The sequence below is a fragment of the Pseudomonas fluorescens Q2-87 genome, assembly GCF_000281895.1.
Lineage (GTDB): Bacteria > Pseudomonadota > Gammaproteobacteria > Pseudomonadales > Pseudomonadaceae > Aquipseudomonas > Aquipseudomonas fluorescens_S.
The window spans coordinates 4851690-4877115 of sequence record NZ_CM001558.1 but is presented as its reverse complement, the minus strand read 5'-3'; the positions used below and the strand labels follow the sequence as shown (position 1 = coordinate 4877115).

Genomic DNA, 25426 nt, shown 5'->3' with positions numbered 1-25426 from the left:
GTGTTCCGTTTTTGCCCTTGCTGTGGTATAAAATGCGCCGCTTTCCGGGGATGACCCCGCAAGCTTAAATCCACACACGTGTCGACACGATGACCTGGGTGCCTTCGGCTTTATTTGCCGCTGGTTGGTCATTGGGATACGTGGAGGCCAAACCCGACTTATCAAGGAACTATCATGTCCCAAGTCAACATGCGCGATATGCTGAAGGCCGGTGTGCACTTCGGTCACCAGACCCGTTACTGGAACCCGAAAATGGGCAAGTACATTTTCGGCGCGCGTAACAAGATTCACATCATCAACCTTGAAAAAACCCTGCCGATGTTCAACGAAGCACTGACCTTCGTAGAGCGCCTGGCCCAGGGCAAAAACAAGATTCTGTTCGTCGGCACCAAGCGTTCCGCTGGTAAGATCGTTGCTGAAGAAGCAGCACGTTGCGGTTCGCCGTACGTCGATCACCGCTGGTTGGGCGGCATGCTGACCAACTTCAAGACCATTCGCGCTTCCATCAAGCGTCTGCGTGACCTTGAAGTCCAGGCCGAAGACGGTACTTTCGCCAAGCTGACCAAGAAAGAAGCGCTGATGCGCACTCGTGACCTTGAGAAGCTGGACCGCTCCCTGGGCGGTATCAAGGACATGGGCGGTCTGCCTGACGCACTGTTCGTGATCGACGTTGACCACGAGCGCATCGCGATCACCGAAGCCAACAAGCTGGGTATCCCGGTCATCGGCGTTGTCGACACCAACAGCAGCCCTGAAGGCGTTGACTACATCATCCCAGGCAACGATGACGCCATTCGCGCCATCCAGCTGTACATGGGTTCGATGGCTGATGCTGTGATCCGTGGTCGCAACAATGTTAATGGCGGCACCGAAGTTTTCGCTGAAGAAGCTCCGGCAGCAGCCGCTGAGTAACTGACGCCCTGGCGTTGACTCAGTAAGCAAAAAGGGGGCTTGGCCCCCTTTTTGCCACCTCGAAAACCATTTGCCGCCGACACGGTTGCCTGTTCTTCATCGACCGGTTGTAACGTGAAACGGCCTATAAGCAGTGGCTTTCAGGAAGAATTGATCGCCCGTTCGATCGGGTGGAATGGTTGAAAACCTATCCAAGAGGATTTTGAAATGGCAGAGATTACTGCAGCGTTGGTCAAAGAACTGCGCGAGCGTACCGGCGAAGGCATGATGGATTGCAAGAAAGCCTTGACCAAGGCTGGCGGCGACATCGAGAAAGCCATTGATGACATGCGTGCCTCGGGCGCCATCAAGGCTGCCAAGAAAGCTGGCAACATTGCCGCTGAAGGCGCGATCGGCATCAAGGAAGACGGCAAGGCTGCCGTTATCATTGAAGTCAACTCGCAGACTGACTTCCTGGCCCTGCAAGACGACTTCAAGGCGTTCGTTGCTGCCAGCGTTGAAAAAGCATTCGCCGACAAACTGACCGATGCAGCTCCGCTGATCGCCGCTCAGGAATCGGCTCGTGAAGCCCTGGTTGCCAAAGTAGGCGAGAACGTCAACATTCGTCGCCTGGTTCGCATCGAAGGTGACGTTGTCGGTTCTTACCTGCACGGCAACAAGATCGGTGTCGTCGTAGCCCTCAAAGGCGGCAACGTCGAGCTGGCCAAGGACATCGCCATGCACGTCGCAGCCAGCAACCCTGAGTTCCTGCTGCCGTCGGAAGTTTCCGCTGACGCCATCGAACGCGAGAAAGCCGTGTTCATGCAACTCAACGAAGACAAGATCAAAGGCAAGCCAGCCGAAATCGTTGAAAAAATGGTTGCCGGTCGCATCACCAAGTTCCTGGCTGAAGCCAGCCTGGTAGAGCAGGCGTTCGTCAAGAACCCTGAAGTCAAGGTCGGTGAGCTGGCCAAGAAAGCAGGCGCCGAAATCGTTTCCTTCACCTACTTCAAAGTCGGCGAAGGCATCGAGAAGCCAGTAGACAACTTCGCTGAAGAAGTGGCTGCTCAGCTGGCTGCCAGCAAGCAATAAGACAGTTTTCACAACTGTCGCCCAGAAGAGGCTGCCCGCTTAACGCGCGCAGCCTCTTTTTGGATGGGGATGCCGATTTATATTGGTTTCCTGTCGGAACTGGCTTACAAAGCCGTGTTCCGATGGCGCTGTGTCAGCGTCAAGCTAGAGTGAACGCAGGCTGTAAAACAGCCTTGAAGAATTTTCGAAAATACGCCGCAGGAGAGATTCGCAATGGCTCAGCAGGGCAGTGGTTATCAGGCTCGCTATAAACGCATTCTACTCAAGCTTAGCGGCGAGGCCCTGATGGGCTCGGAAGAGTTCGGGATCGATCCGAAAGTGCTGGATCGCATGGCGCTGGAAGTCGGCCAACTGGTCGGGATCGGCGTGCAGGTCGGCCTGGTCATCGGCGGCGGCAACCTGTTCCGCGGCGCAGCGCTGAGCGCGGCCGGCATGGATCGGGTCACAGGCGACCACATGGGCATGCTGGCCACTGTGATGAATGCCCTGGCTATGCGCGATGCGCTGGAGCGTGCCAATATCTCGGCCATCGTCATGTCGGCCATTTCCATGGTTGGCGTGACCGATCACTACGATCGCCGCAAAGCCATGCGCCACCTCAACGCCAAGGAAGTGGTGATTTTTGCCGCCGGCACCGGTAATCCGTTCTTCACCACGGATTCTGCCGCCTGCCTGCGAGCGATCGAGATCGATGCCGATGTCGTGCTCAAGGCAACCAAGGTCGATGGCGTCTATACAGCCGACCCGTTCAAGGACCCACATGCCGAGAAGTTCGATCATCTGACCTACGATGAAGTACTGGATCGCAAGCTGGGTGTCATGGACCTGACGGCTATCTGCCTGTGCCGCGACCACAAGATGCCGCTGCGCGTCTTTAACATGAACAAGCCCGGTGCCCTGCTGAATATCGTCCATGGCGGCGCCGAAGGAACACTGATCGAGGAAGCGCAACAATGATCAACGAAATCAAGAAAGACGCTGAACAGCGCATGCAGAAATCCCTGGAGTCCCTGGCGCACAACTTCGGTCGCATTCGTACCGGCCAGGCTCACCCAAGCATCCTTGAAGGCGTGATGGTGCCGTACTACGGCTCCGACACCCCGATCAAGCAGGTGGCCAACATCACCGTCAAGGATGCCCGTACCCTGCAGGTCGTGGCCTTTGAGCGCAACATGCTGGGCGCGGTGGACAAGGCGATCGGCAGTGCCGGCCTGAACCTGAACCCGACCAACCTGGGTGAATTGCTGCTGATCTCCATGCCGGCCCTGACTGAAGAAACCCGTCGCGGTTTCACCAAGCAGGCCCGCGATGTCGCTGAAGACGCCCGCGTTGCCGTGCGCAACATCCGTCGTGACGCCAACAGCCAGCTCAAGGACCTGGTCAAGGAAAAGGAAATCAGTGAAGACGAAGAGCGTCGCGCGACAGGCGAAATCGACGATTTGACCAAGAAGTACGTGGCTAAGATCGACGCGGATCTGGCGCAGAAAGAAAAAGACCTGATGGCCGTATAAGGGTCTCGTTTTAATGGATAAGACCAAGCAGGCCGTGCCGTTCGCGGTGCCGCGCCACGTGGCGATCATCATGGACGGCAATAACCGCTGGGCCAAGAAACGCTTTATGCCCGGCGTCGCCGGGCACAAGGCGGGCGTCGATGCGGTTCGTGCTGTCATCGAGGTATGCGCCGAGGCCGGGGTCGAGGTGCTGACCCTGTTCGCCTTTTCCAGCGAAAACTGGCAGCGTCCGGCCGATGAGGTCAGTGCCTTGATGGACCTGTTCCTCAAGGCGCTGCGGCGTGAAGCCAAGCGCCTGGATGAAAACAAGATCAGCCTGCGTATCATCGGTGATCGCTCGCGTTTCCATCCGGAACTGCAGGCTGCGATGCGTGAAGCCGAAACCGCTACGGCTGGCGCCGATCGGTTTGTACTGCAGATCGCCGCTAACTACGGTGGCCAGTGGGATATCGCCCAGGCTGCCCAGCGGCTGGCGCGGGAAGTCCAGGCCGGGCACCTTCGGCCGGAAGACATTACGCCTGAACTGTTGCAGACCTGCCTGGCCACCGGCGACCTGCCGTTGCCGGACCTGTGCATCCGCACCGGTGGTGATCATCGCATCAGCAATTTCCTGCTCTGGCAGCTGGCTTACGCCGAGCTGTACTTCTCCGACCTGTTCTGGCCGGACTTCAAACACGAAGCCATGCGTACCGCACTGGCCGATTTCGCTTCCCGTCAGCGTCGCTTCGGTAAAACGAGCGAGCAGATCGAAGCTGGAGCCCGGGTTTAATGCTCAAACAACGAATCATCACCGCCCTGATCCTGTTACCCATCGCCTTGGGCGGGTTCTTCTTGCTCGAGGGCGCCAGTTTCGCGCTGTTCATCGGTCTGGTCGTGACCTTGGGGGCGTGGGAGTGGGCGCGGCTGGCGGGTTTTCCTGCGCAGTCGGCGCGCGTGGCCTACGCAGCGGTCGTGGCGGCCATGCTGTTCATCATGTACGTGCTGCCCGGCCTCGCGCCTTGGGTGCTGGGTGCCGCGGTGCTCTGGTGGGCTACGGCGACTTTCCTCGTGCTGACCTATCCGCGCACCGCCCATCATTGGGCCAATACCGCGACCAAGCTGGTGATTGGCCTGTTGATTCTCCTGCCGGCCTGGCAGGGGCTCATCTGGATCAAGCAGGGCCCGCTGGGCAACTGGCAGATCATGGCCGTGATGGTGCTGGTCTGGGGCGCCGACGTCGGGGCTTATTTTTCCGGACGCGCCTTTGGCAAGCGCAAGCTGGCGCCGAAAGTCAGCCCGGGCAAAAGCTGGGAAGGGGTCTACGGTGGCCTGGTGTTGAGCCTGGTGATCACGACGGTGGTCGGCTTCGTGCGGGACTGGACGGTCGCGCAGTTGCTGATGGGCCTGATTGGCGCCGCCCTCATCGTATTTGTCTCCGTGGTTGGCGATCTGACCGAAAGCATGTTCAAACGTCAATCCGGGATCAAGGACAGCAGTAACCTGTTGCCGGGTCACGGCGGGGTGCTGGACCGTATCGACAGCCTTACCGCTGCGATCCCGATCTTCGCCGTGCTGCTGTGGATGGCGGCATCGTGAGTCGCGCCCAACAGATTACCGTGCTGGGTGCGACCGGTTCGGTCGGTCTCAGCACGCTCGACGTCATTGGCCGCCATCCGGAGCGCTATCAAGTATTCGCGCTCAGTGGCTTCACACGCCTGAGTGAGTTGCTGGCGTTGTGCATACGCCATACGCCGCAGTTCGCCGTGGTGCCCGAAGCCAGTGTGGCGCGGGCGTTGCAGGATGACCTGCGGGCGGCGGGCCTGGACACGCGCGTGCTGGTGGGTGAAGAAGGCCTGTGCCAAGTGGCCTCGGCTCCTGAAGTCGATGCGGTCATGGCGGCGATCGTAGGGGCAGCGGGTTTGCGGCCGACACTGGCGGCAGTGGAGGCTGGCAAGAAGATCCTGCTGGCCAATAAAGAGGCGCTGGTGATGTCCGGCGCCCTGTTCATGCAGGCGGTGCGCAAGAGCGGCTCGGTGCTGCTGCCCATCGACAGCGAGCACAACGCGATTTTTCAATGCATGCCGCAGGATTTTGCCCGTGGTCTGGGCGCCGTCGGCGTACGGCGGATCCTGCTGACCGCTTCTGGTGGCCCGTTCCGGCAGACACCGCTGGAAGAATTGATGCACGTGACGCCCGAACAGGCGTGCGCGCACCCCAACTGGTCCATGGGGCGCAAGATTTCCGTGGACTCGGCCAGCATGATGAACAAGGGCCTGGAGTTGATCGAGGCTTGCTGGCTGTTCGATGCCAAGCCTTCCCAGGTTGAGGTGGTGATTCACCCCCAGAGCGTGATTCACTCACTGGTGGACTATATCGACGGCTCGGTGTTGGCTCAGTTGGGCAATCCCGACATGCGCACCCCGATCGCCAACGCACTGGCCTGGCCGGAGCGGATCGACTCGGGCGTTGCGCCGCTGGACCTCTTCGCCATCGCTCGCCTGGATTTCCAGGCGCCTGATGAACAGCGCTTCCCGTGCCTGCGTCTGGCGCGACAGGCGGCCGAGGCGGGCAACAGCGCGCCAGCCATGCTCAACGCGGCCAATGAAGTGGCCGTTGCAGCGTTTCTCGATGGGCGTGTCCGTTACCTTGAGATCGCGAGTATCATCGAGGAAGTCTTGAATCTCGAAGCCGTGGTTTCGGTCGATGACCTCGATGCGGTATTTACGGCGGACGCCAAGGCCCGTGAGTTGGCGGGTCAATGGCTGCGACGCCACGGGCGTTGAAGCTGCGATACGTTAGCCAGGGTCGCCCTGGACAGGATTGCGGAGAAAACTGATGAGCGCTCTCTATATGATTGTCGGCACCCTGGTGGCATTGGGGGTGCTGGTCACATTTCACGAATTCGGTCATTTCTGGGTCGCACGCCGTTGTGGCGTCAAGGTCCTGCGTTTCTCCGTAGGCTTTGGCATGCCCTTGCTGCGCTGGCACGACAAAAAGGGCACCGAGTTCGTCGTGGCGGCGATCCCGTTGGGTGGCTACGTGAAGATGCTCGATGAGCGCGAGGGGGAAGTGCCGGTCGATCAGCTCGATCAATCCTTCAACCGCAAGAGCGTCCGTCAGCGTATTGCCATCGTGGCGGCGGGGCCGATCGCCAACTTCTTGCTGGCCATGGTTTTTTCTGGGCCTTGGCCATGCTGGGCAGCGAGCAGGTGCGACCGGTCATCGGCGGCGTGGAAGCTGGCAGCGTCGCCGCCCGGGCCGGGCTGGGGGCGGGGCAGGAAATCGTTGCGATCGACGGCGAGCCGACTTCAGGTTGGGCGGCAGTCAATCTGCAACTGGTGCGTCGCCTGGGCGAGAGTGGTTCGTTGCAGCTGATGGTCCGCGAGCAAGGTTCCACCATCGATTCGCCGCGGGAACTGATGCTGGATAACTGGCTCAAGGGCGCCGACGAGCCGGACCCGATCCGTTCCCTGGGGATTCGCCCATGGCGCCCGGCACTGCCGCCGATACTCGCCGAGCTCGATCCGAAAGGCCCGGCCCAGGCTGCCGGCCTGAAGACCGGCGACCGGTTGCTCGCACTCGACGGCCAGCCGATCGGCGACTGGCAACAGGTGGTCGATTCGGTACGTGTACGTCCTGATACCAAAATTGTGCTGCGCGTCGAGCGTGACAGTGCTCCAATCGAGGTCCCGGTCACCCTGGCGGCCCGTGGCGAGAGCAAGGCGCCGACAGGTTACCTGGGCGCAGGCGTCAAGGCTGTCGACTGGCCGCCGGAAATGATCCGCGAGGTCAGTTTCGGCCCTGTGGCGGCGATTGGCGAGGGTGCGCGGCGCACTTGGACCATGAGTGTACTGACCCTCGACTCACTGAAGAAAATGTTGTTCGGCGAGCTCTCGGTAAAAAACTTGAGTGGACCGATAACCATTGCTAAAGTGGCGGGCGCTTCTGCCCAGTCGGGCGTCGCTGATTTCCTGAATTTCCTTGCTTATCTGAGCATTAGCCTGGGAGTTCTGAATTTGCTGCCCATTCCTGTACTGGATGGGGGGCATCTGCTGTTTTATCTGATCGAGTGGGCGCGTGGTCGTCCCTTGTCGGATCGGGTGCAAGGTTGGGGGATACAGATCGGTATCAGCTTGGTGGTCGGGGTCATGTTGCTTGCCCTCGTCAACGATCTGGGTCGACTGTAACGCTTCGCTGAATTGCGAATCTGCCGCATTTTGCGGCAGTTTGTTTATTGCCAGTTGGAATAAGAAAGGACTTCATGAAACGTCTGCTGCTAACTGCGGTTCTCACCGTATTGATGATCGCCGAAGTTCACGCCGAGTCCTTCACTATCTCTGATATTCGTGTCAATGGCCTCCAGCGGGTATCCGCAGGTAGCGTCTTTGGCGCCTTGCCGCTGAACGTCGGCGAGCAGGCGGATGATCGGCGCCTGGTGGAATCCACTCGTGCGCTGTTCAAAACCGGCTTCTTTCAAGATATCCAGCTGGGCCGTGACGGCAATGTCCTGGTCATCACGGTAGTCGAGCGCCCGTCGGTCGCCAGTATCGAAATCGAAGGCAACAAGGCGATCTCCACTGAAGACCTGATGAAAGGCCTCAAGCAATCGGGCCTGGCCGAGGGCGAGATCTTCCAGCGTGCAACCCTCGAAGGTGTGCGTAACGAACTGCAACGCCAGTACGTGGCCCAGGGCCGCTACTCGGCCACTGTGGACACCGAGGTGGTCCCGCAGCCGCGCAACCGTGTCGGCCTGAAGGTCAACATCAACGAAGGCACCGTGGCGGCGATCCAGCACATCAACGTGGTGGGCAACACGGTTTTCCCCGACGAAGACCTGATCGACCTGTTCGAACTCAAGACCACCAACTGGCTGTCATTCTTCAAGAACGACGACAAGTACGCCCGTGAAAAGCTGTCCGGTGACCTGGAGCGCCTGCGTTCCTACTACCTGGACCGTGGCTATATCAACATGGACATCGCTTCGACCCAGGTGTCCATCACCCCGGACAAGAAGCACGTCTACATCACCGTCAACGTCAACGAAGGCGAGAAGTACACCGTTCGCGACGTGAAGCTCAGCGGTGACCTGAAGGTCCCTGAAGACCAGGTCAAGTCGCTGTTGCTGGTGCAGAAGGGTCAGGTGTTCTCGCGCAAGCTGATGACCACCACCTCCGAGCTGATCACACGTCGCCTGGGTAACGAGGGCTACACCTTCGCCAACGTCAACGGCGTGCCACAGCCGCACGATGACGACCACACCGTCGACATCACCTTCGCCGTGGACCCGGGCAAGCGTGCCTACGTCAACCGTATCAACTTCCGTGGCAACACCAAGTCCGAGGACGAAGTGCTGCGCCGTGAAATGCGCCAGATGGAAGGCGGCTGGGCTTCGACCTACCTGATCGACCAATCCAAGACCCGTCTGGAGCGCCTGGGCTTCTTCAAGGAAGTCAACGTCGAGACACCGGCGGTGCCGGGCGTCGATGACCAGGTCGATGTGAACTACAGCGTCGAAGAGCAGGCTTCCGGCTCGATCACCGCCAGCGTCGGTTTCGCCCAGAGCGCCGGCCTGATCCTCGGTGGCTCGATCACCCAGAACAACTTCCTGGGTACCGGTAACAAGGTCAGCATCGGCTTGACCCGCAGTGAATACCAGACTCGCTATAACTTCGGCTTCGTGGACCCCTACTGGACCGCTGACGGTGTGAGCCTGGGCTATAACGCCTTCTATCGCACCACCGACTATGACGAGCTCGATTCCGATATTTCCAGCTATGCGGTGGACAGCTACGGTGTCGGCGCCAACGTCGGCTATCCGATCAGCGAGACCTCGCGCCTGACCTTCGGCCTTACCGCCCAGCAGGACAAGATCAACACCGGTCGCTACACCGTTGACGAGATCTTCGACTTCGTAAACAAGGAAGGCGACAGCTACCTGAACTTCAAGGCATCCGCCGGTTGGTCCGAGTCGACCCTGAACAAGGGTGTCCTGGCAACGCGTGGTCATTCCCAGAGCCTGGTATTCGAAACCACTACGCCTGGCAGCGACCTGTCGTTCTTCAAGCTTGATTATCGCGGCCAGTTGTTCCAGCCGCTGACCGACACCTATACCCTGCGCATGCACACCGAGCTGGGTTATGGTGACGGCTACGGCTCGACTGACGGCCTGCCGTTCTACGAGAACTATTACGCGGGTGGTTTCAACTCGGTGCGTGGCTTCAAGGACAGCACCTTGGGTCCACGCAGTACGCCGAGCCGCGGTGCGGCGGCCACTGGTAACGCAGGTACAGTTGCGGACCCGGACCAGGATCCGCTGCCATTTGGTGGTAACGTCCTGATCCAGGGCGGTCTGGAAGTTCTGTTCCCGATGCCGTTCGTCAAGGATCAACGCTCCCTGCGCACATCGGTATTCTGGGACGTGGGTAACGTCTTCGACTCCAGTTGCGATGACACCACCAACGTCAACGGCTCCAAGTCCAACGCCAAATGCAACGACATCAGCCTCAGCAACATGGCCAGTTCCGTGGGTGTGGGCGTGACCTGGGTCACCGCGCTGGGCCCTTTGAGCTTCGCGCTGGCGATGCCGATCAAGAAACCGGATGACGCTGAAACCCAAGTGTTCCAATTCTCCCTCGGCCAGACGTTCTAACTGTCTGCCCCAAGATAACGACAATGGATTTTGTAGGAGTACATCGTGCGTAAGTTGACTCAATTGGTTCTCCTGGCGACCGTACTGGTCGCAGGTCCGGCTTTTGCCGACATGAAGATCGCCGTGCTGAACTACCAGATGGCCTTGCTGGAGTCCGACGCGGCGAAGAAGTACGCCGTGGATGCCGAGAAAAAATTCGGCCCGCAACTGACCAAGCTCAAGGGCCTGGAGAGCAGCGCCAAGGGTATCCAGGACCGTCTGGTCGCCGGTGGGGACAAGATGGCCCAGGGCGAGCGCGAGCGTCTGGAGCTTGAATTCAAGCAAAAGGCCCGTGACTTCCAGTTCCAGTCCAAGGAGCTGAACGAAGCCAAAGCCGTTGCCGACCGTGAAATGCTCAAGCAGCTCAAGCCGAAACTCGACAGCGCCGTGGAAGAAGTCATCAAGAAAGGTGGTTTTGACCTGGTGTTCGAGCGTGGCGCAGTCATCGATGTCAAGCCGCAGTACGACATCACGCGCCAGGTGATCGAGCGCATGAATCAGCTGAAGTAATCCATGACAGCGACCATCAAGCTCGGCCAATTGGCCGAGTTCCTCGGCGCCACCCTGCGTGGCGACCCGGAGAAGGCAATCACTGGGCTAGCCACTTTGCAAGAGGCTGGCCCAGCTCAGTTGAGCTTTCTGGCAAATCCCCAATACCGCAAATACCTGGCCGATAGCCGGGCTGCCGCGCTGTTGCTCAAGGCTGCCGATGCCGAAGGGTTTGTCGGCGACGCCTTGATCGTGCCCGATCCGTACCTGGCGTACGCACGGATCTCCCACCTGTTCGACCCCAAGCCCAAGGCGGTTGCCGGTATTCATCCCAGCGCCGTGATTGCGGCGGATGCGGTGGTCGACCCCACGGCGAGCGTCGGTCCGTTCGTGGTCATCGAAAGCGCGGCCCGTATCGGTGCCGGTGTCACGCTGGGCGCTCATTGCGTCATTGGCGCGCGTTGCGAGATCGGTGAAGGTGGCTGGTTGGCGCCGCGTGTCACGCTCTATCACGATGTACGCATCGGCAAGCGCGTAGTGATTCAATCCGGCGCGGTACTGGGCGGTGAAGGGTTTGGTTTTGCCAACGAGAAAGGCATCTGGCAAAAGATTGCCCAGATCGGCGGCGTCACCTTGGGCGATGACGTGGAGGTTGGCGTCAATACTGCCATCGACCGTGGCGCCCTGGCCGACACGGTCATTGGCAATGGCGTCAAGCTCGACAATCAGATCCAGATCGCCCACAACGTCCAGGTCGGTGACCACACCGCCATGGCCGCTTGCGTGGGGATTTCCGGCAGCACCAAGATCGGCAAGCATTGCATGCTCGCCGGTGGCGTGGGGCTGGTGGGGCATATCGATATCTGTGACAACGTATTCCTGACCGGGATGACCATGGTGACTCACTCGATTACCGAGCCGGGTGCTTATTCGTCCGGTACGGCGATGCAGCCGGCAGCCGAATGGCGCAAGAGCGCGGCGCGTATCCGTCAGCTCGACGACATTGCGCGGCGCCTCAAGCAGGTGGAAAAGCGTGTAGGGGACGTGACCCCTGGCGGTAATGCTTCATCAGATGGCTGATACCATTTCCATATCAAGTGTGCACAGCCGTTAGGGCATCTTGATTTGCTAGCGGAGTGCGCGTCACTCGTGCGCTCCCAATCTTTACATAGGCTTCCCCCCGAAATGATGGACATCAACGAGATTCGCGAATACCTGCCTCACCGTTACCCGTTCCTGCTGGTGGACCGGGTGGTGGACCTTGACGTTGAAGGCAAGCGCATTCGCGCCTACAAGAATGTCAGCATCAACGAACCGTTCTTCAATGGTCACTTCCCTGCGCATCCGATCATGCCGGGCGTATTGATCATCGAAGCGATGGCTCAGGCTGCCGGGATCCTTGGTTTCAAAATGCTGGACGTGAAGCCTGCCGACGGCACGCTCTATTACTTTGTTGGCTCCGACAAGCTGCGCTTCCGCCAGCCGGTCACTCCGGGCGATCAATTGATCCTCGAAGCCAAGTTCATCAGTTGCAAGCGCCAGATCTGGAAGTTCGAATGCCAGGCTTCGGTCGACGGCAAGCCGGTCTGCTCCGCTGAAATCATCTGTGCGGAACGCAAACTATGAGTTTGATCGACCCTCGCGCAATCATCGATCCGACGGCCGTCCTGGCCGCCGATGTCGAGGTCGGCCCGTGGTCGATCATCGGCGCAGGTGTGGAAATCGGCGAGGGTACGGTGATCGGTCCCCACGTAGTGCTCAAGGGACCGACCCGGATCGGCCGTCACAATCGCATCTACCAGTTTTCCTCGGTAGGCGAGGACACGCCCGATCTCAAATACAAAGGTGAAGAAACCCGCCTGGTCATTGGCGATCACAACGTGATTCGCGAAGGCGTGACGATTCACCGTGGCACCGTTCAGGATCGCAGCGAAACGACCCTGGGCGACCACAACCTGATCATGGCTTATGCGCACATCGGCCACGACAGTGTTATCGGTAACCACTGCATCCTGGTCAACAACACCGCGTTGGCCGGCCATGTGCATGTGGATGACTGGGCGATCCTGTCCGGTTTTACCCTGGTGCACCAGTATTGCCATATCGGCGCCCACAGCTTCTCTGGCATGGGGACCGCCATTGGCAAGGATGTGCCGGCCTACGTCACGGTGTTCGGCAACCCCGCCGAAGCCCGCAGCATGAACTTCGAAGGCATGCGCCGTCGCGGTTTCAGCGAAGAGGCCATCACGGCGTTGCGTCGCGCCTACAAGGTCGTGTATCGCCAGGGCCTGACGGTCGAGCAGGCGCTTGCCGAATTGGCCGAGGCGTCGGCGCAGCATCCGGAAGTCGCCATCTTCCGCGACTCTATCCAGTCTTCGACTCGCGGCATCACTCGCTAACCATGGCTAATTTGCGTATTGCACTGGTGGCGGGAGAGGCTTCCGGTGACATTCTGGGCGCAGGTCTCATGCGGGCGCTCAAGGCCCGGCATCCTGCGGTCGAGTTCATCGGAGTCGGTGGGCCATTGATGCAAGCCGAGGGGCTGACTTCCTATTTCCCCATGGAGCGCCTTTCGGTGATGGGGCTGGTGGAAGTGCTCGGTCGCCTGCGCGAGCTGCTGGCTCGACGCAAGAAGCTGATCGAGACGCTGATCCACGAGAAGCCGGATGTGTTCATCGGCATCGACGCGCCGGATTTCACCCTCAATATCGAACTCAAGTTGCGTCAGGGCGGGATCAAGACCGTGCATTACGTCAGCCCGTCGGTGTGGGCCTGGCGGCAGAAGCGGGTGCTGAAGATCCGCGAAGGCTGCGACCTGATGCTGACGCTGCTGCCGTTCGAAGCCCGCTTCTACGAGGCGAAGGGCGTGCCGGTGCGGTTTGTCGGCCACACCCTGGCCGATACCATTCCCCTGGAAGCTGACCGCGCCGCGGCGCGCCAGGCGCTGGGCCTACCCGAAGGCCCGCTGGTGGCGCTGATGCCCGGTAGCCGAGGCGGCGAAGTGAGTCGCCTGGGCGGCTTGTTTTTCGACGCGGCGCAGCGCCTTCTGACGATGCGTCCCGGCGTGCGTTTTGTCCTGCCGTGCGCCAGCCCGCAGCGTCGGGCGCAACTTGAGACGCTACTGGTTGGTCGCGATCTGCCGGTCACGTTGCTCGATGGCCGTTCCCATGACGCGTTGGCGGCCTGTGATGCCGTGTTGATTGCCTCCGGCACTGCTACCCTTGAAGCGCTGCTGTATAAACGCCCGATGGTGGTTGCCTATCGCCTGGCGCCGCTGACGTTCTGGATTCTCAAGCGCATGGTCAAGAGCCCCTACGTGTCCTTGCCGAACCTGTTGGCCCAACGCATGCTGGTGCCTGAATTGCTGCAGGACGATGCGACGGCCGAGGCGCTGGCCAGCACGCTTGCACCCTTGATCGACGGCGGTCAGGAGCAGACCCGGGGCTTCGACGAAATCCACCGTACCTTGCGTCGCGATGCCTCAAACCAGGCTGCGGATGCGGTACTGACCCTGATTGGCGCAAAACCATGAGTAACGGAAAGCTGCAGATGGGTTTGGACTTCAACCTGGTCGCCGAAGTGCAAGAGCTGGTAGCCGGTGTCGATGAAGTGGGGCGCGGCCCTTTGTGCGGCGCGGTGGTGACGGCAGCGGTGATTCTCGACCCGAACCGGCCAATCCTGGGTCTGAACGATTCGAAGAAGCTCACTGAAGCCCGCCGTGAAAAACTCTACGATGAAATCTGCGAGAAAGCCCTGAGCTGGTGCATCGCCCGGGCCGAAGTCGAAGAAATCGACGAGCTGAATATCCTCCACGCCACCATGCTCGCCATGCAGCGGGCTGTCCAGGGACTGCACATCACGCCGAAACTGGCGATGATCGATGGCAATCGTTGTCCGAAGCTGTCGATGCGTGCCGAGGCGGTCATCCAGGGGGACGGCAAGGTGCCGGCCATCGCAGCGGCATCGATCCTGGCCAAGGTCAGCCGTGACCGGGAAATGACGGCCTTTGAGTTGATCTACCCGGGCTACGGCATCGGCAGCCACAAAGGCTACCCGACCCCCGTTCATCTGGAAGCCCTGGCACGCCTGGGCCCAACGCCGATCCACCGCCGCTCGTTCGCCCCGGTGCGGCTGGCCTACGAAGCTCGTGATGGTTTGATCGTAAGCTGAAGGTTCACCTGATTCACCGTGGCGAGGGAGCTTGCTCCCGCTGGGCTGCGCAGCAGCCCTTTCTTATGGGCGCTTCGCACCCAAGCGGGAGCAAGCTCCCTCGCCACGGATGCAATCATCCAAATGAACGGCATGGGTTGCAGGCTGATGTTTTACCCAAGGCCCGGTACAATCCGGGCCTTGTTGTTTTCATGACTTAACGCAGGATCACTATGCCGGCTTCATTCGTTCATCTACGCCTGCACACTGAATATTCCCTGGTCGACGGTCTGGTGCGGATCAAGCCCCTGGTCAAGACCCTGGTGGGCATGAACATGCCGGCCGTGGCGGTCACCGACCAGAACAACATGTGTTCGCTGGTCAAGTTCTACAAGGCTGCCATGGGCGCGGGGATCAAGCCGATCTGCGGCGCCGACCTGTGGCTGTCGAACAAGGACCCGGACGCGCCGTTGAGTCGTATCAGCCTGTTGGCGATGAACGCCGTGGGTTACCGCAACCTCACCGAGCTGATTTCCCGTGGTTTTATCGAGGGCCAGCGCAACGGCTCGATCATCATCGAGCGCGAATGGGTGGCCGAGGCCAGCGAAGGCCTGATCATGCTGTCGGCGGCCAAGGAGGGCGAAATCGGCCAGGCCTTGCTCAGTGACAATGCCGAGGAAGCCGAGGTGCTGGCCCGTGACTGGATGGCGGTATTCCCGGACCGCTTCTATATCGAGGTCCAGCGCACCAATCGCCCCAACGACGAAGAACACCTGCATGCCGCCGTGGCCCTGGCCGACAAGATCGGCGCGCCGCTGGTGGCGACCAACGATGTGCGTTTCATCAAGCAGGAGGACTTCGAGGCCCACGAGACCCGCGTCTGCATTGGCGAGGGCCGCGCTCTCGACGATCCGCGTCGTTCGAAGAATTACAGCGACCAGCAGTACCTCAAGAGCGCTGAGGAAATGGCCGAGTTGTTCAGCGACCTGCCCGAGGCGCTGGAAAACACCGTCGAGATCGCCAAGCGCTGCAACATCGAAGTGAAGCTGGGCAAGCACTTCCTGCCCAACTTCCCGATCCCCGATGGCATGACCATCGACGAATATTTCCGCAAGGTGTCCTTCGATGGCCTGGAGGAGCGCCTCAGCGTCCTGCTGCCCAAGGACACGACCGAAGATTACGAAGCCAAGCGCCAGGTCTATGTCGATCGGCTGAATTTCGAGCTGGATATCATCATCCAGATGGGCTTCCCCGGTTACTTCCTGATCGTGATGGACTTCATCCAGTGGGCCAAGAGCAACGGCGTGCCGGTGGGCCCGGGGCGTGGATCGGGCGCCGGGTCGCTGGTGGCCTACGTGCAGAAGATCACCGACCTCGACCCGTTGGAATATGACCTGCTGTTCGAACGTTTCCTCAACCCGGAACGGGTATCCATGCCCGACTTCGACGTCGACTTCTGCATGGACGGTCGCGACCGGGTGATCGACTACGTGGCCGAGAAGTACGGTCGCAACGCGGTGAGCCAGATCATCACCTTCGGTTCCATGGCCGCCAAGGCTGTGGTGCGCGACGTGGCCCGGGTGCAGGGCAAGTCGTACGGCCTGGCGGATCGTCTGTCGAAGATGATCCCGTTCGAAGTCGGCATGACCCTGGAAAAGGCCTACGAACAGGAAGAAATCCTGCGAGACTTCATCAAGGTCGATGAAGAAGCCGCCGAGATCTGGGAGATGGCCCGCAAGCTCGAAGGCGTGGTGCGTAACGTCGGCAAGCACGCCGGTGGCGTGGTGATCGCACCGACCAAGTTGACGGACTTCTCGCCAATCTATTGCGATGAGGCAGGCGACGGTCTGGTGACCCAGTTCGACAAGGATGACGTCGAGGCAGCGGGCCTGGTGAAGTTCGACTTCCTCGGCTTGCGGACCCTGACGATCATCGACTGGGCGCTGAAAACCATCAACCGCGATCGGGCCAAGGTTGGCGAAGAACCCCTGGACATCGCCTTCATCCCGCTGGACGACAAGCCGACCTACAGCCTGTTGCAGAAAGCCGAAACCACGGCAGTGTTCCAGCTTGAATCCCGGGGCATGAAGGAGCTGATCAAGAAGCTCAAGCCCGACTGCCTCGAAGACCTCATCGCACTGGTGGCCCTGTTCCGTCCGGGCCCGTTGCAGTCAGGCATGGTGGATGACTTCATCAACCGTAAGCACGGTCGTGCCGAGCTGGCGTACCCGCACTCGGATTATCAGTACGAAGGCTTGAAACCGGTGCTGGCACCGACCTATGGCATCATCCTGTATCAGGAACAGGTGATGCAGATTGCCCAGGTCATGGCCGGTTATACCCTTGGCGGCGCGGACATGCTGCGGCGGGCGATGGGTAAGAAAAAGCCCGAGGAAATGGCCAAGCAGCGCGGCGGTTTCATTGAAGGTTGCGCGACCAACGGCATTGACCCTGACCTGGCCGGTAACATTTTCGACCTGGTGGAAAAGTTCGCCGGCTACGGCTTCAACAAATCCCACTCGGCGGCCTATGGCCTGGTCTCGTACCAGACCGCGTGGCTGAAGGCGCATTACCCGGCGCCATTCATGGCCGCCGTACTTTCGGCGGACATGCACAACACCGACAAGGTCGTGACCTTGATCGAAGAAGTGCGGACCATGAAGCTGCGCCTCGACGCGCCAGACGTGAACGCTTCGGAGTTCAAGTTCACGGTGAACGACGAGGGCCGGATCATTTATGGCCTGGGCGCGATCAAGGGCGTGGGCGAAGGGCCGGTGGAGGCCATCACCGAAGCGCGCCAGGACGGGCCATTCAAGGACCTGTTCGATTTTTGCGCGCGGGTCGACCTCAAGCGCATCAACAAACGCACCCTCGACGGTCTGATCCGCAGCGGCGCGCTGGACCGCCTGGGCCCTTACTTCCAGGATGAGCCCAAGGCCTACCAGGCCAATATCGACCGCAACCGCGCGGTGTTGCTGGCGGCGATGGAAGAAGCGATCAAGGCCGCCGAACAGACGGCCCGCACCCACGACAGCGGCCACGCCGACCTGTTCGGCGGGCTGTTCGTCGAAGAGGATGCCGATGTCTACGCCAACCATCGCAAGGCCAAGGAACTGACCCTCAAGGAACGCCTCAAGGGCGAGAAGGACACCTTGGGGCTGTACCTCACCGGGCACCCGATCGACGAATACGAAGGCGAAATCCGCCGGTTCGCCCGCCAGCGCATCATCGACCTCAAGCCCGCTCGTGACACCCAGACCGTCGCCGGTATGATCATCGCCTTGCGGGTAATGAAGAACAAAAAGGGCGACAAGATGGGGTTCATCACCCTCGACGACCGCTCCGGGCGCATCGAGGCGTCATTGTTCGCCGAGGCGTTCCATTCGGCACAGTCGCTGTTACAGACAGACGCGATGGTGGTGGTGGAAGGCGAGGTCAGCAACGATGATTTTTCCGGTGGCCTGCGGCTGCGGGTCAAGCGGGTGATGAGCATGGAGGATGCCCGTACCAACCTCGCCGAAAGCCTGCGCCTGAAGCTGCAAACCCAGGATCTCAAGGGCGATCAGCTACGCTGGTTGGGCGAATTGTTCAAGCGTCATCGCGGCGCTTGCCCGATCACCATGGAGTACCTGCGCCCCGACGCCAAGGCTGTGCTGCAGTTTGGCGAAGGCTGGCGGATCGATCCGGCGGATGCGTTGATTCAAGCCTTGCGTGACCAGTTCGGCAAAGACAACGTCTTCCTCCAATACCGTTGACGGCCAGGGGCCACTGTTGAAACCGGATTGCCCCTGATCTCGACCTGAATTTTTAATCTCGACCTGAACGCGCCTCTCCCTTAAGGTAGGCGCGAATAGACAACCGGCCGGCCCAAGCTCTCTTGGACGTCGACCCAAGACGGACGCCTATGAACCCGAATTTTCTAGATTTCGAACAGCCGATCGCCGACCTGCAAGCCAAGATCGAAGAGTTGCGCTTGGTCGGTAATGACAATTCGCTGAATATCGGCGATGAAATCTCTCGTCTGCAGGACAAAAGCCGCACGCTGACCGAAGACATCTTCGGCAAGCTGACCAGCTGGCAGATCGCGCGTTTGGCGCGTCACCCACGTCGTCCCTACACGCTGGACTACATCGAACACATTTTCACCGAGTTCGATGAGCTGCACGGCGACCGTCACTTCTCCGATGACGCCGCGATCGTCGGCGGCGTCGCCCGTCTGGACGACCAGCCAGTCATGGTGATCGGCCACCAGAAAGGCCGCGAAGTGCGCGAGAAGGTGCGCCGCAATTTCGGCATGCCGCGTCCCGAAGGTTATCGCAAGGCGTGCCGCCTGATGGAAATGGCCGAACGCTTCAAGATGCCGATCCTGACCTTCATCGACACACCGGGTGCCTATCCGGGCATCGATGCCGAAGAGCGTAACCAGAGCGAGGCAATTGCCTGGAACCTGCGCGTCATGGCTCGCCTGAAAACCCCGATCATCGCTACCGTGATTGGTGAAGGCGGTTCTGGCGGCGCACTGGCCATTGGTGTCTGCGATCAGTTGAACATGCTGCAATATTCCACTTATGCAGTGATCTCGCCGGAAGGCTGTGCATCGATCCTGTGGAAAACCGCCGAGAAAGCACCGGATGCCGCTGAAGCCATGGGCATCACCGCCGAGCGCCTCAAGGGCCTGGGCATCGTCGACAAAGTAATCAACGAACCCGTGGGCGGCGCTCACCGTGATCCGGCTGCGGCGGCGGCGCTGATTCGTGCCGAGCTGGGTTCGCAACTGGCGATGCTGAAGAAGTTCGACAACGACGCGCTGCTGACCCGTCGCTACGAGCGTTTGATGAGCTACGGTCTCTGATCTGACCAAGTCTCCAGCAGTTGTGGGGAGCCAATGTGGGAGCGGGCTTGCTCGCGAAAGCGGTTTAACATTCAACCCCCGTGTTGACTGATTCACTGCCTTCGCGAGCAAGCCCGCTCCCACATTTGATTTGTGCCAAGGCTGAAACCCATGAACGCAAGCAACGATCTGCCAAGCCGCCTGCTTACCCAACTCATTCCCTGGCGCAACGCCGCCACCTGGCACATCGCTTTCTCCGGCGGCCTCGATTCCACCGTCCTGCTGCACCTGCTCGCGTCCCTCTCAAAAAACCATTCCCTGCCAACACTCAGTGCAATCCATGTGCACCATGGCCTCCAGGCTGTGGCCGATACGTGGCCGGCCCATTGCCGTTCGGTCTGCGACGCCCTTGGGGTGCCGTTGCAAGTGATTCATGTCGAGGTCCAGTCTGGCGCCAGTGTCGAGCGGGCTGCCAGGGAGGCGCGTTACGGGGCTTTCCTGGCCGCGATCCACGGCAATGAAGTGCTGCTCACTGCCCAGCACCGCGACGACCAGGCTGAAACCCTGTTGTTTCGTTTGCTGCGCGGGGCAGGGGTGCGAGGGTTGGCGGCGATGCCGAGGCAGCGTCCCCTGGGCCAAGGCCATTTGCTTCGTCCATTGCTCGACGTGTCACGTGCGGAGCTGGAAACCTACGCGGCGCAGCAGGGCTTGAGCTGGATCGAGGACCCTTCCAATGACGATCACCGGTACGCACGCAACTACCTGCGCCAGCAGGTCTTGCCCTTAGTGGTCGGGCACTGGCCCAAGGCCTCGGCAACCCTGGCACGCAGCGCCGCCCATATGGTTGAAGCCCAAGGCCTGCTCGATGACCTGGCAGTAATAGACCTGGCTCACGCCGCTACCACGGGCCCGTTCGACTGGCTTGGCTTGCCTTCGCTGGAGCTGGCGCCGTTGCAGGCTTTGTCGCCGGCTCGCCAGCGCAATGCCTTGAGCCATTGGCTGGCGTCGAGGACAACACTGCCCGACAGCGACCATTGGTCCGGCTGGGACTCGCTGCGCGACGCGGCGAGTGAAGCCCACCCGATCTGGCGCCTGGCCGCTGGTGAACTGCACCGGGCCGGCGGGCGCGTTTGGTGGTTATCCGACCACTGGCTGCGTTCGGTTTCGGGCCCCGTCGCGTGGGCCGATCCCTCGGTACCGTTGCGCTTGCCGGACAATGGTCGGGTAATGCTAAGCGGCAAGGCGCCTGCGGGAGCTCTTTGCGTGCGCTATCGTCAAGGCGGTGAAGTGATGGCGTTGGCGGGGCGCGGACATCGTGATCTCAAGCGTTTGTTCAACGAAAGCGGGGTGCCGGCGTTCGTTCGCGGGCGATTGCCGCTGCTGTATCAAGGTGAACGTTTGCTGGCGGCGGCCAACGTGGGCGGGCTCGATGCACCGGCTGATGGCAGTTGGAAATTGATCTGGCAGCCAGGAAGCCAAGATCGGGGTTTGAGCTGAAAGGGGCTTTCCGGTAGACTACGCTCCCTTCTTGATACAACTTCTGTGGATTCGCCTGAATTGCAGGAGTTGCCGATTACCAAGCAGTCTTTGCTGGGCGATTCCAAAAAATGTGTAGCGAGCAACGTACCGGTGACTTCACTTCCGGTCTGTCCCAACGCGGCGGTTTTTTTGAAAGGTGCACTGTGATTAATGCAGGTGATCGGGGGCTTCGGCCTTCCTTCGCTTTCCCCGGCGGCTCGGACCGCTTTAACGCAGACTTCTAGGGTTTTTCATGACGCGCTACATATTCGTCACGGGCGGTGTTGTTTCTTCATTGGGGAAAGGCATTGCCTCGGCTTCATTGGCGGCCATCCTGGAGGCGCGGGGACTTAAGGTCACCATGCTCAAGCTGGACCCGTACATCAACGTTGACCCGGGCACCATGAGCCCGTTCCAGCACGGTGAAGTGTTCGTCACCCACGACGGCGCCGAGACTGACCTGGACCTGGGCCACTACGAGCGGTTCATCCGCACGACCATGACCCAGAACAACAACTTCACCACCGGCCGTGTCTACGAGCACGTGCTGCGCAAGGAACGTCGCGGTGATTATCTGGGCGCGACCATCCAGGTCATCCCCCATATCACCGACGAGATCAAGCGCCGCATCATCAAGGGTGCGGGCGATGCCGACGTGGCGATGGTCGAGATCGGCGGTACCGTGGGCGATATCGAGTCCCAGCCGTTCCTCGAAGCCATCCGCCAGTTGCGTTTCGAGATCGGCGCCAAGCGCGCGATGCTGATGCACCTGACCCTGGTGCCGTACATCGCCACCGCCGGCGAAACCAAGACCAAGCCTACCCAGCACTCGGTCAAGGAATTGCGTTCCATCGGCCTGCAGCCTGACGTACTGATCTGCCGCTCCGATCACCCGATCGACATCTCTTCGCGCCGCAAGATCGCCCAGTTCACCAACGTTGAAGAGCGCGCGGTGATCGGCCTGGAAGACGCCGACACTATCTACAAGATCCCGGGCATCCTGCATTCCCAAGGCCTGGACGATTTCGTCGTCGAGCGCTTCGGCCTGCAGTGTGCCGGCGCCGACCTGTCCGAATGGGACGCCGTGGTCGATGCCAAGCTGAACCCGGAACACGAAGTCACCATCGCCATGGTCGGCAAGTACATGGAACTGCTGGATGCCTACAAGTCGCTGATCGAGGCGATGAGTCACGCCGGCATCAGCAACCGCACCAAGGTCAACCTGCGCTACATCGATTCCGAAGACATCGAGAACCAGGGCACCGGCCTGCTCGAAGGCGCCGATGCGATCCTCGTGCCGGGTGGTTTCGGTCTGCGGGGCGTAGAAGGCAAGATCACTGCGGTGCAATACGCTCGCGAAAACAAGGTTCCTTACCTGGGTATCTGCCTGGGCATGCAAGTGGCGGTCATCGAGTTCGCCCGTAACGTGCTGGGCTGGAAAGACGCGAACTCCACCGAGTTCGACCGCGCCAGCGGCCACCCGGTCGTGGGCCTGATCACCGAGTGGGAAGATGCCACCGGCGCCGTGGAAGTGCGGACCGAAAGCTCCGACCTGGGTGGCACCATGCGCCTCGGTGCCCAGGAATGCCTGCTCGAAGCCGGCTCCAAGGTGCACGACTGCTACGCCAAGGATGTGATTGTCGAGCGTCATCGCCATCGCTACGAAGTGAACAACAACCTGCTGCCACAACTGATCGAGGCCGGCCTGAAAATCTCCGGTCGTTCCGGTGACGGCGCGCTGGTGGAAGTGGTCGAGTCCCCGGACCACCCATGGTTCGTCGCCTGCCAGTTCCACCCCGAGTTCACCTCGACGCCACGGGACGGTCATCCGTTGTTCAGCGGTTTCGTGAAGGCCGCTTTGGCTCAACACCAGAAAAAGGCATAAGACGATGGCCCAGAAGATCATTCGCGTCGGCGACATCGAGATTGCCAACGACAAGCCCATGGTGCTGTTCGGCGGCATGAACGTGCTGGAAAGCCGCGACATGGCGATGCAGGTCTGCGAAGAGTACGTGAAGGTTACCCAGAAACTGGGTATCCCTTATGTCTTCAAGGCCAGCTTCGACAAGGCCAACCGCTCGTCCGTGACCTCCTACCGTGGCCCGGGCCTGGAAGAAGGCATGCGGATCTTCCAGGACATCAAGCAAGCCTTTGGCGTGCCGATCATCACCGACGTCCACGAGCCTGCCCAGGCCGCGGTCGTCGCCGAGGTCTGCGACATCATCCAGCTGCCGGCCTTCCTGTCGCGCCAGACCGACCTGGTGGTGGCGATGGCCAAGACCGGCGCGGTGATCAACATCAAGAAAGCCCAGTTCCTTGCCCCCCAGGAAATGAAACACATCCTGAGCAAGTGCGAAGAGGCCGGCAATGACCAGTTGATCCTCTGCGAACGTGGTTCGAGCTTCGGCTACAACAACCTCGTCGTGGACATGCTCGGCTTCGGCATCATGAAGCAGTTCCAATACCCGGTGTTCTTCGACGTGACGCATGCGCTGCAAATGCCGGGTGGTCGTTCCGACTCCGCCGGCGGTCGTCGCGCCCAGGTGACCGACCTGGCCAAGGCCGGCATCAGCCAGTCCCTGGCCGGCCTGTTCCTCGAGGCTCACCCGGACCCGGACAACGCCAAGTGCGACGGTCCTTGCGCCCTGCGCTTGAACAAGCTGGAACCTTTCCTGTCTCAGCTCAAGGCGTTGGACGAGCTGGTCAAGGGTTTTCCGACGATAGAAACCGCCTAAGGCGGTTTTCTCCGGTAAAGTACCGCTCGATTAACGCTCTGGCCTGCGGGCCGGGCGTTGTCGTCGGCAAGCCTGCCCGCCGCTTTCTACCCGCCGACGGTAAAAGATTTCCTCTCGCTGCGTCGTTTTCGTCAACTTTGGAGTGTTTACAACAATGGCAAAAATCGTCGACATCAAAGGTCGTGAAGTTCTCGACTCCCGTGGCAACCCCACTGTTGAAGCGGACGTGCTTCTCGACAACGGCATCATCGGCAGCGCCTGCGCGCCGTCCGGTGCTTCCACTGGCTCGCGCGAAGCGCTGGAGCTGCGTGATGGCGACAAGAGCCGTTACCTGGGCAAGGGCGTGCTCAAGGCCGTCGCCAACATCAACGGCCCGATCCGCGACCTGTTGCTGGGCAAGGATCCTGCCGACCAGAAGGCCCTCGATCACGCAATGATCAAGCTCGACGGTACCGAGAACAAAGCCACCCTGGGCGCCAACGCCATCCTCGCCGTGTCCCTGGCCGCTGCCAAGGCCGCTGCCCAGGACCAGGACCTGCCGCTGTACGCGCACATCGCCAACCTCAACGGTACGCCGGGCGTGTACTCGATGCCGGTGCCGATGATGAACATCATCAACGGTGGCGAGCACGCTGATAACAACGTTGATATCCAGGAGTTCATGGTGCAGCCGGTGGGCGCCAAGAGCTTCTCCGAAGGCCTGCGCATGGGCACCGAGATTTTCCATCACCTCAAAGCCGTGTTGAAGGCCCGTGGCCTGAGCACCGCGGTTGGTGACGAAGGCGGTTTCGCACCGAACCTGGCATCCAACGAAGACGCGCTGAAAGTCATCTCCGAAGCCGTGGCCAACGCTGGCTACACGCTGGGCACCGACGTGACCCTGGCCCTGGACTGCGCCGCCAGCGAATTCTACGAAGACGGCAAGTACAACCTGTCCGGCGAAGGCCAGGTGTTCACCGCCGAAGGTTTCGCCGACTACCTCAAGGGCCTGACCGAACGCTATCCGATCATCTCCATCGAAGACGGCCTGGACGAGTCCGACTGGGCTGGCTGGAAAATCCTCACCGACAAGATCGGCGAGAAAACCCAGCTGGTGGGCGACGACCTGTTCGTGACCAACACCAAGATCCTGAAAGAAGGCATCGACAAGAAGATCGCCAACTCGATCCTGATCAAGTTCAACCAGATCGGCACCCTGACCGAAACCCTGGAAGCCATCCAGATGGCCAAGGCGGCCGGTTACACCGCCGTGATCTCCCACCGCTCCGGCGAAACCGAAGACTCGACCATTGCCGATCTGGCCGTGGGCACCGCAGCGGGCCAGATCAAGACCGGTTCGCTGTGCCGTTCCGACCGCGTTTCCAAGTACAACCAATTGCTGCGTATCGAAGAGCAATTGAATGGCAAGGCCAAGTACAACGGTCGCGCCGAGTTTCGCGGTTAAGCGGTAAATGGTAAAAAGACAGCGGCTTAGGTCGGAAAAGTCGCCATAGTGGCGGTTTTCCCTCTAATCTGATGCCTTATCAAGCACAAGCCTGGGTTT

At 60.4% G+C, this 25426-nt stretch carries 20 protein-coding genes and 1 pseudogene; all 21 read left to right on the top strand.

All coding sequences use genetic code 11. The features are described 5' to 3' along the window. The first annotated feature begins 174 nt into the window (after positions 1 to 174). The 21 genes and pseudogenes from rpsB to eno all read left to right on the top strand — a co-directional run bounded on the left by rpsB (position 175) and on the right by eno (position 25327). Positions 175 to 912, top strand: a complete 738-nt coding sequence (gene rpsB / locus PFLQ2_RS06380; protein WP_003184919.1) for a 30S ribosomal protein S2 — start codon at positions 175 to 177, stop codon at positions 910 to 912. Positions 913 to 1119: 207 nt separating this feature from the next. After that, positions 1120 to 1983 carry a translation elongation factor Ts gene (gene tsf / locus PFLQ2_RS06385; protein ID WP_003184917.1) on the top strand — a complete coding sequence of 288 codons (864 nt, stop codon included), beginning with the start codon at positions 1120 to 1122 and terminating at the stop codon, positions 1981 to 1983. Positions 1984 to 2196: 213 nt separating this feature from the next. Beyond that, the gene (gene pyrH / locus PFLQ2_RS06390) at positions 2197 to 2940 is read left to right on the top strand and encodes a UMP kinase (RefSeq protein ID WP_003184915.1); all 744 of its coding nucleotides are present in this window, start codon (positions 2197 to 2199) and stop codon (positions 2938 to 2940) included. After that, positions 2937 to 3494, top strand: a complete 558-nt coding sequence (gene frr, locus PFLQ2_RS06395) for a ribosome recycling factor (RefSeq protein WP_003184913.1) — start codon at positions 2937 to 2939, stop codon at positions 3492 to 3494. The genes pyrH and frr overlap by 4 nt, the downstream gene beginning before the upstream one ends. Positions 3495 to 3507: 13 nt before the next feature. Further along, positions 3508 to 4263, top strand: coding sequence for a polyprenyl diphosphate synthase (uppS, locus tag PFLQ2_RS06400; protein WP_003184911.1), 756 nt, complete (start codon positions 3508 to 3510; stop codon positions 4261 to 4263). Continuing rightward, positions 4263 to 5069, top strand: coding sequence for a phosphatidate cytidylyltransferase (locus tag PFLQ2_RS06405; RefSeq protein ID WP_003184909.1), 807 nt, complete (start codon positions 4263 to 4265; stop codon positions 5067 to 5069). The genes uppS and PFLQ2_RS06405 overlap by 1 nt, the downstream gene beginning before the upstream one ends. Continuing rightward, the gene (gene ispC, locus PFLQ2_RS06410) at positions 5066 to 6256 is read left to right on the top strand and encodes a 1-deoxy-D-xylulose-5-phosphate reductoisomerase (protein ID WP_003184906.1); all 1191 of its coding nucleotides are present in this window, start codon (positions 5066 to 5068) and stop codon (positions 6254 to 6256) included. The genes PFLQ2_RS06405 and ispC overlap by 4 nt, the downstream gene beginning before the upstream one ends. Before the next feature lie 52 nt (positions 6257 to 6308). Then, positions 6309 to 7660, top strand: a pseudogene (gene rseP, locus PFLQ2_RS28130) (RIP metalloprotease RseP). 74 nt (positions 7661 to 7734) lie between these two features. Beyond that, on the top strand, positions 7735 to 10122 hold the full coding sequence (gene bamA / locus PFLQ2_RS06415; protein ID WP_003184903.1) for an outer membrane protein assembly factor BamA: 2388 nt from the start codon (positions 7735 to 7737) through the stop codon (positions 10120 to 10122). A gap of 45 nt (positions 10123 to 10167) precedes the next feature. Next, on the top strand, positions 10168 to 10671 hold the full coding sequence (locus PFLQ2_RS06420; protein WP_003184901.1) for an OmpH family outer membrane protein: 504 nt from the start codon (positions 10168 to 10170) through the stop codon (positions 10669 to 10671). A gap of 3 nt (positions 10672 to 10674) precedes the next feature. After that, positions 10675 to 11730, top strand: a complete 1056-nt coding sequence (lpxD, locus tag PFLQ2_RS06425) for a UDP-3-O-(3-hydroxymyristoyl)glucosamine N-acyltransferase (protein WP_003184899.1) — start codon at positions 10675 to 10677, stop codon at positions 11728 to 11730. 105 nt (positions 11731 to 11835) lie between these two features. Beyond that, positions 11836 to 12276, top strand: coding sequence for a 3-hydroxyacyl-ACP dehydratase FabZ (gene fabZ, locus PFLQ2_RS06430; protein WP_003184897.1), 441 nt, complete (start codon positions 11836 to 11838; stop codon positions 12274 to 12276). Beyond that, entirely contained in the window at positions 12273 to 13049 is a 777-nt protein-coding gene (lpxA, locus tag PFLQ2_RS06435; RefSeq protein WP_003184895.1) for an acyl-ACP--UDP-N-acetylglucosamine O-acyltransferase, read from the top strand. The genes fabZ and lpxA overlap by 4 nt, the downstream gene beginning before the upstream one ends. Before the next feature lie 2 nt (positions 13050 to 13051). Continuing rightward, positions 13052 to 14182 carry a lipid-A-disaccharide synthase gene (gene lpxB / locus PFLQ2_RS06440; protein WP_003184893.1) on the top strand — a complete coding sequence of 377 codons (1131 nt, stop codon included), beginning with the start codon at positions 13052 to 13054 and terminating at the stop codon, positions 14180 to 14182. A gap of 11 nt (positions 14183 to 14193) precedes the next feature. Continuing rightward, positions 14194 to 14820, top strand: a complete 627-nt coding sequence (rnhB, locus tag PFLQ2_RS06445; protein WP_172680627.1) for a ribonuclease HII — start codon at positions 14194 to 14196, stop codon at positions 14818 to 14820. A gap of 212 nt (positions 14821 to 15032) precedes the next feature. Further along, a complete protein-coding gene (gene dnaE / locus PFLQ2_RS06450) occupies positions 15033 to 18554 on the top strand; it encodes a DNA polymerase III subunit alpha (protein ID WP_003184889.1) in 3522 nt (1173 codons plus the stop codon). 149 nt (positions 18555 to 18703) lie between these two features. Continuing rightward, complete coding sequence (locus PFLQ2_RS06455; protein ID WP_003184887.1) at positions 18704 to 19651, top strand: acetyl-CoA carboxylase carboxyltransferase subunit alpha; 948 nt, start codon at positions 18704 to 18706, stop codon at positions 19649 to 19651. A 150-nt stretch (positions 19652 to 19801) separates the two neighbouring features. Further along, positions 19802 to 21127, top strand: coding sequence for a tRNA lysidine(34) synthetase TilS (tilS, locus tag PFLQ2_RS06460; RefSeq protein WP_003184885.1), 1326 nt, complete (start codon positions 19802 to 19804; stop codon positions 21125 to 21127). A 274-nt stretch (positions 21128 to 21401) separates the two neighbouring features. Further along, the gene (locus PFLQ2_RS06465) at positions 21402 to 23033 is read left to right on the top strand and encodes a CTP synthase (RefSeq protein WP_003184880.1); all 1632 of its coding nucleotides are present in this window, start codon (positions 21402 to 21404) and stop codon (positions 23031 to 23033) included. A 4-nt stretch (positions 23034 to 23037) separates the two neighbouring features. Continuing rightward, complete coding sequence (kdsA, locus tag PFLQ2_RS06470; RefSeq protein WP_003184878.1) at positions 23038 to 23883, top strand: 3-deoxy-8-phosphooctulonate synthase; 846 nt, start codon at positions 23038 to 23040, stop codon at positions 23881 to 23883. A 154-nt stretch (positions 23884 to 24037) separates the two neighbouring features. Then, on the top strand, positions 24038 to 25327 hold the full coding sequence (gene eno, locus PFLQ2_RS06475; RefSeq protein WP_003184875.1) for a phosphopyruvate hydratase: 1290 nt from the start codon (positions 24038 to 24040) through the stop codon (positions 25325 to 25327). Positions 25328 to 25426 lie beyond the last annotated feature (99 nt).

Bases quoted from the DNA above. Each gene is read 5' to 3' on its own strand.
- rpsB (WP_003184919.1), top strand. From the start codon at position 175: ATGTCCCAAGTCAACATGCGCGATATGCTGAAGGCCGGTGTGCACTTC.
- tsf (WP_003184917.1), top strand. From the start codon at position 1,120: ATGGCAGAGATTACTGCAGCGTTGGTCAAAGAACTGCGCGAGCGTACC.
- pyrH (WP_003184915.1), top strand. From the start codon at position 2,197: ATGGCTCAGCAGGGCAGTGGTTATCAGGCTCGCTATAAACGCATTCTA.
- frr (WP_003184913.1), top strand. From the start codon at position 2,937: ATGATCAACGAAATCAAGAAAGACGCTGAACAGCGCATGCAGAAATCC.
- uppS (WP_003184911.1), top strand. From the start codon at position 3,508: ATGGATAAGACCAAGCAGGCCGTGCCGTTCGCGGTGCCGCGCCACGTG.
- PFLQ2_RS06405 (WP_003184909.1), top strand. From the start codon at position 4,263: ATGCTCAAACAACGAATCATCACCGCCCTGATCCTGTTACCCATCGCC.
- bamA (WP_003184903.1), top strand. From the start codon at position 7,735: ATGAAACGTCTGCTGCTAACTGCGGTTCTCACCGTATTGATGATCGCC.
- lpxD (WP_003184899.1), top strand. From the start codon at position 10,675: ATGACAGCGACCATCAAGCTCGGCCAATTGGCCGAGTTCCTCGGCGCC.
- fabZ (WP_003184897.1), top strand. From the start codon at position 11,836: ATGATGGACATCAACGAGATTCGCGAATACCTGCCTCACCGTTACCCG.
- lpxA (WP_003184895.1), top strand. From the start codon at position 12,273: ATGAGTTTGATCGACCCTCGCGCAATCATCGATCCGACGGCCGTCCTG.
- lpxB (WP_003184893.1), top strand. From the start codon at position 13,052: ATGGCTAATTTGCGTATTGCACTGGTGGCGGGAGAGGCTTCCGGTGAC.
- dnaE (WP_003184889.1), top strand. From the start codon at position 15,033: ATGCCGGCTTCATTCGTTCATCTACGCCTGCACACTGAATATTCCCTG.
- PFLQ2_RS06455 (WP_003184887.1), top strand. From the start codon at position 18,704: ATGAACCCGAATTTTCTAGATTTCGAACAGCCGATCGCCGACCTGCAA.
- tilS (WP_003184885.1), top strand. From the start codon at position 19,802: ATGAACGCAAGCAACGATCTGCCAAGCCGCCTGCTTACCCAACTCATT.
- PFLQ2_RS06465 (WP_003184880.1), top strand. From the start codon at position 21,402: ATGACGCGCTACATATTCGTCACGGGCGGTGTTGTTTCTTCATTGGGG.
- kdsA (WP_003184878.1), top strand. From the start codon at position 23,038: ATGGCCCAGAAGATCATTCGCGTCGGCGACATCGAGATTGCCAACGAC.
- eno (WP_003184875.1), top strand. From the start codon at position 24,038: ATGGCAAAAATCGTCGACATCAAAGGTCGTGAAGTTCTCGACTCCCGT.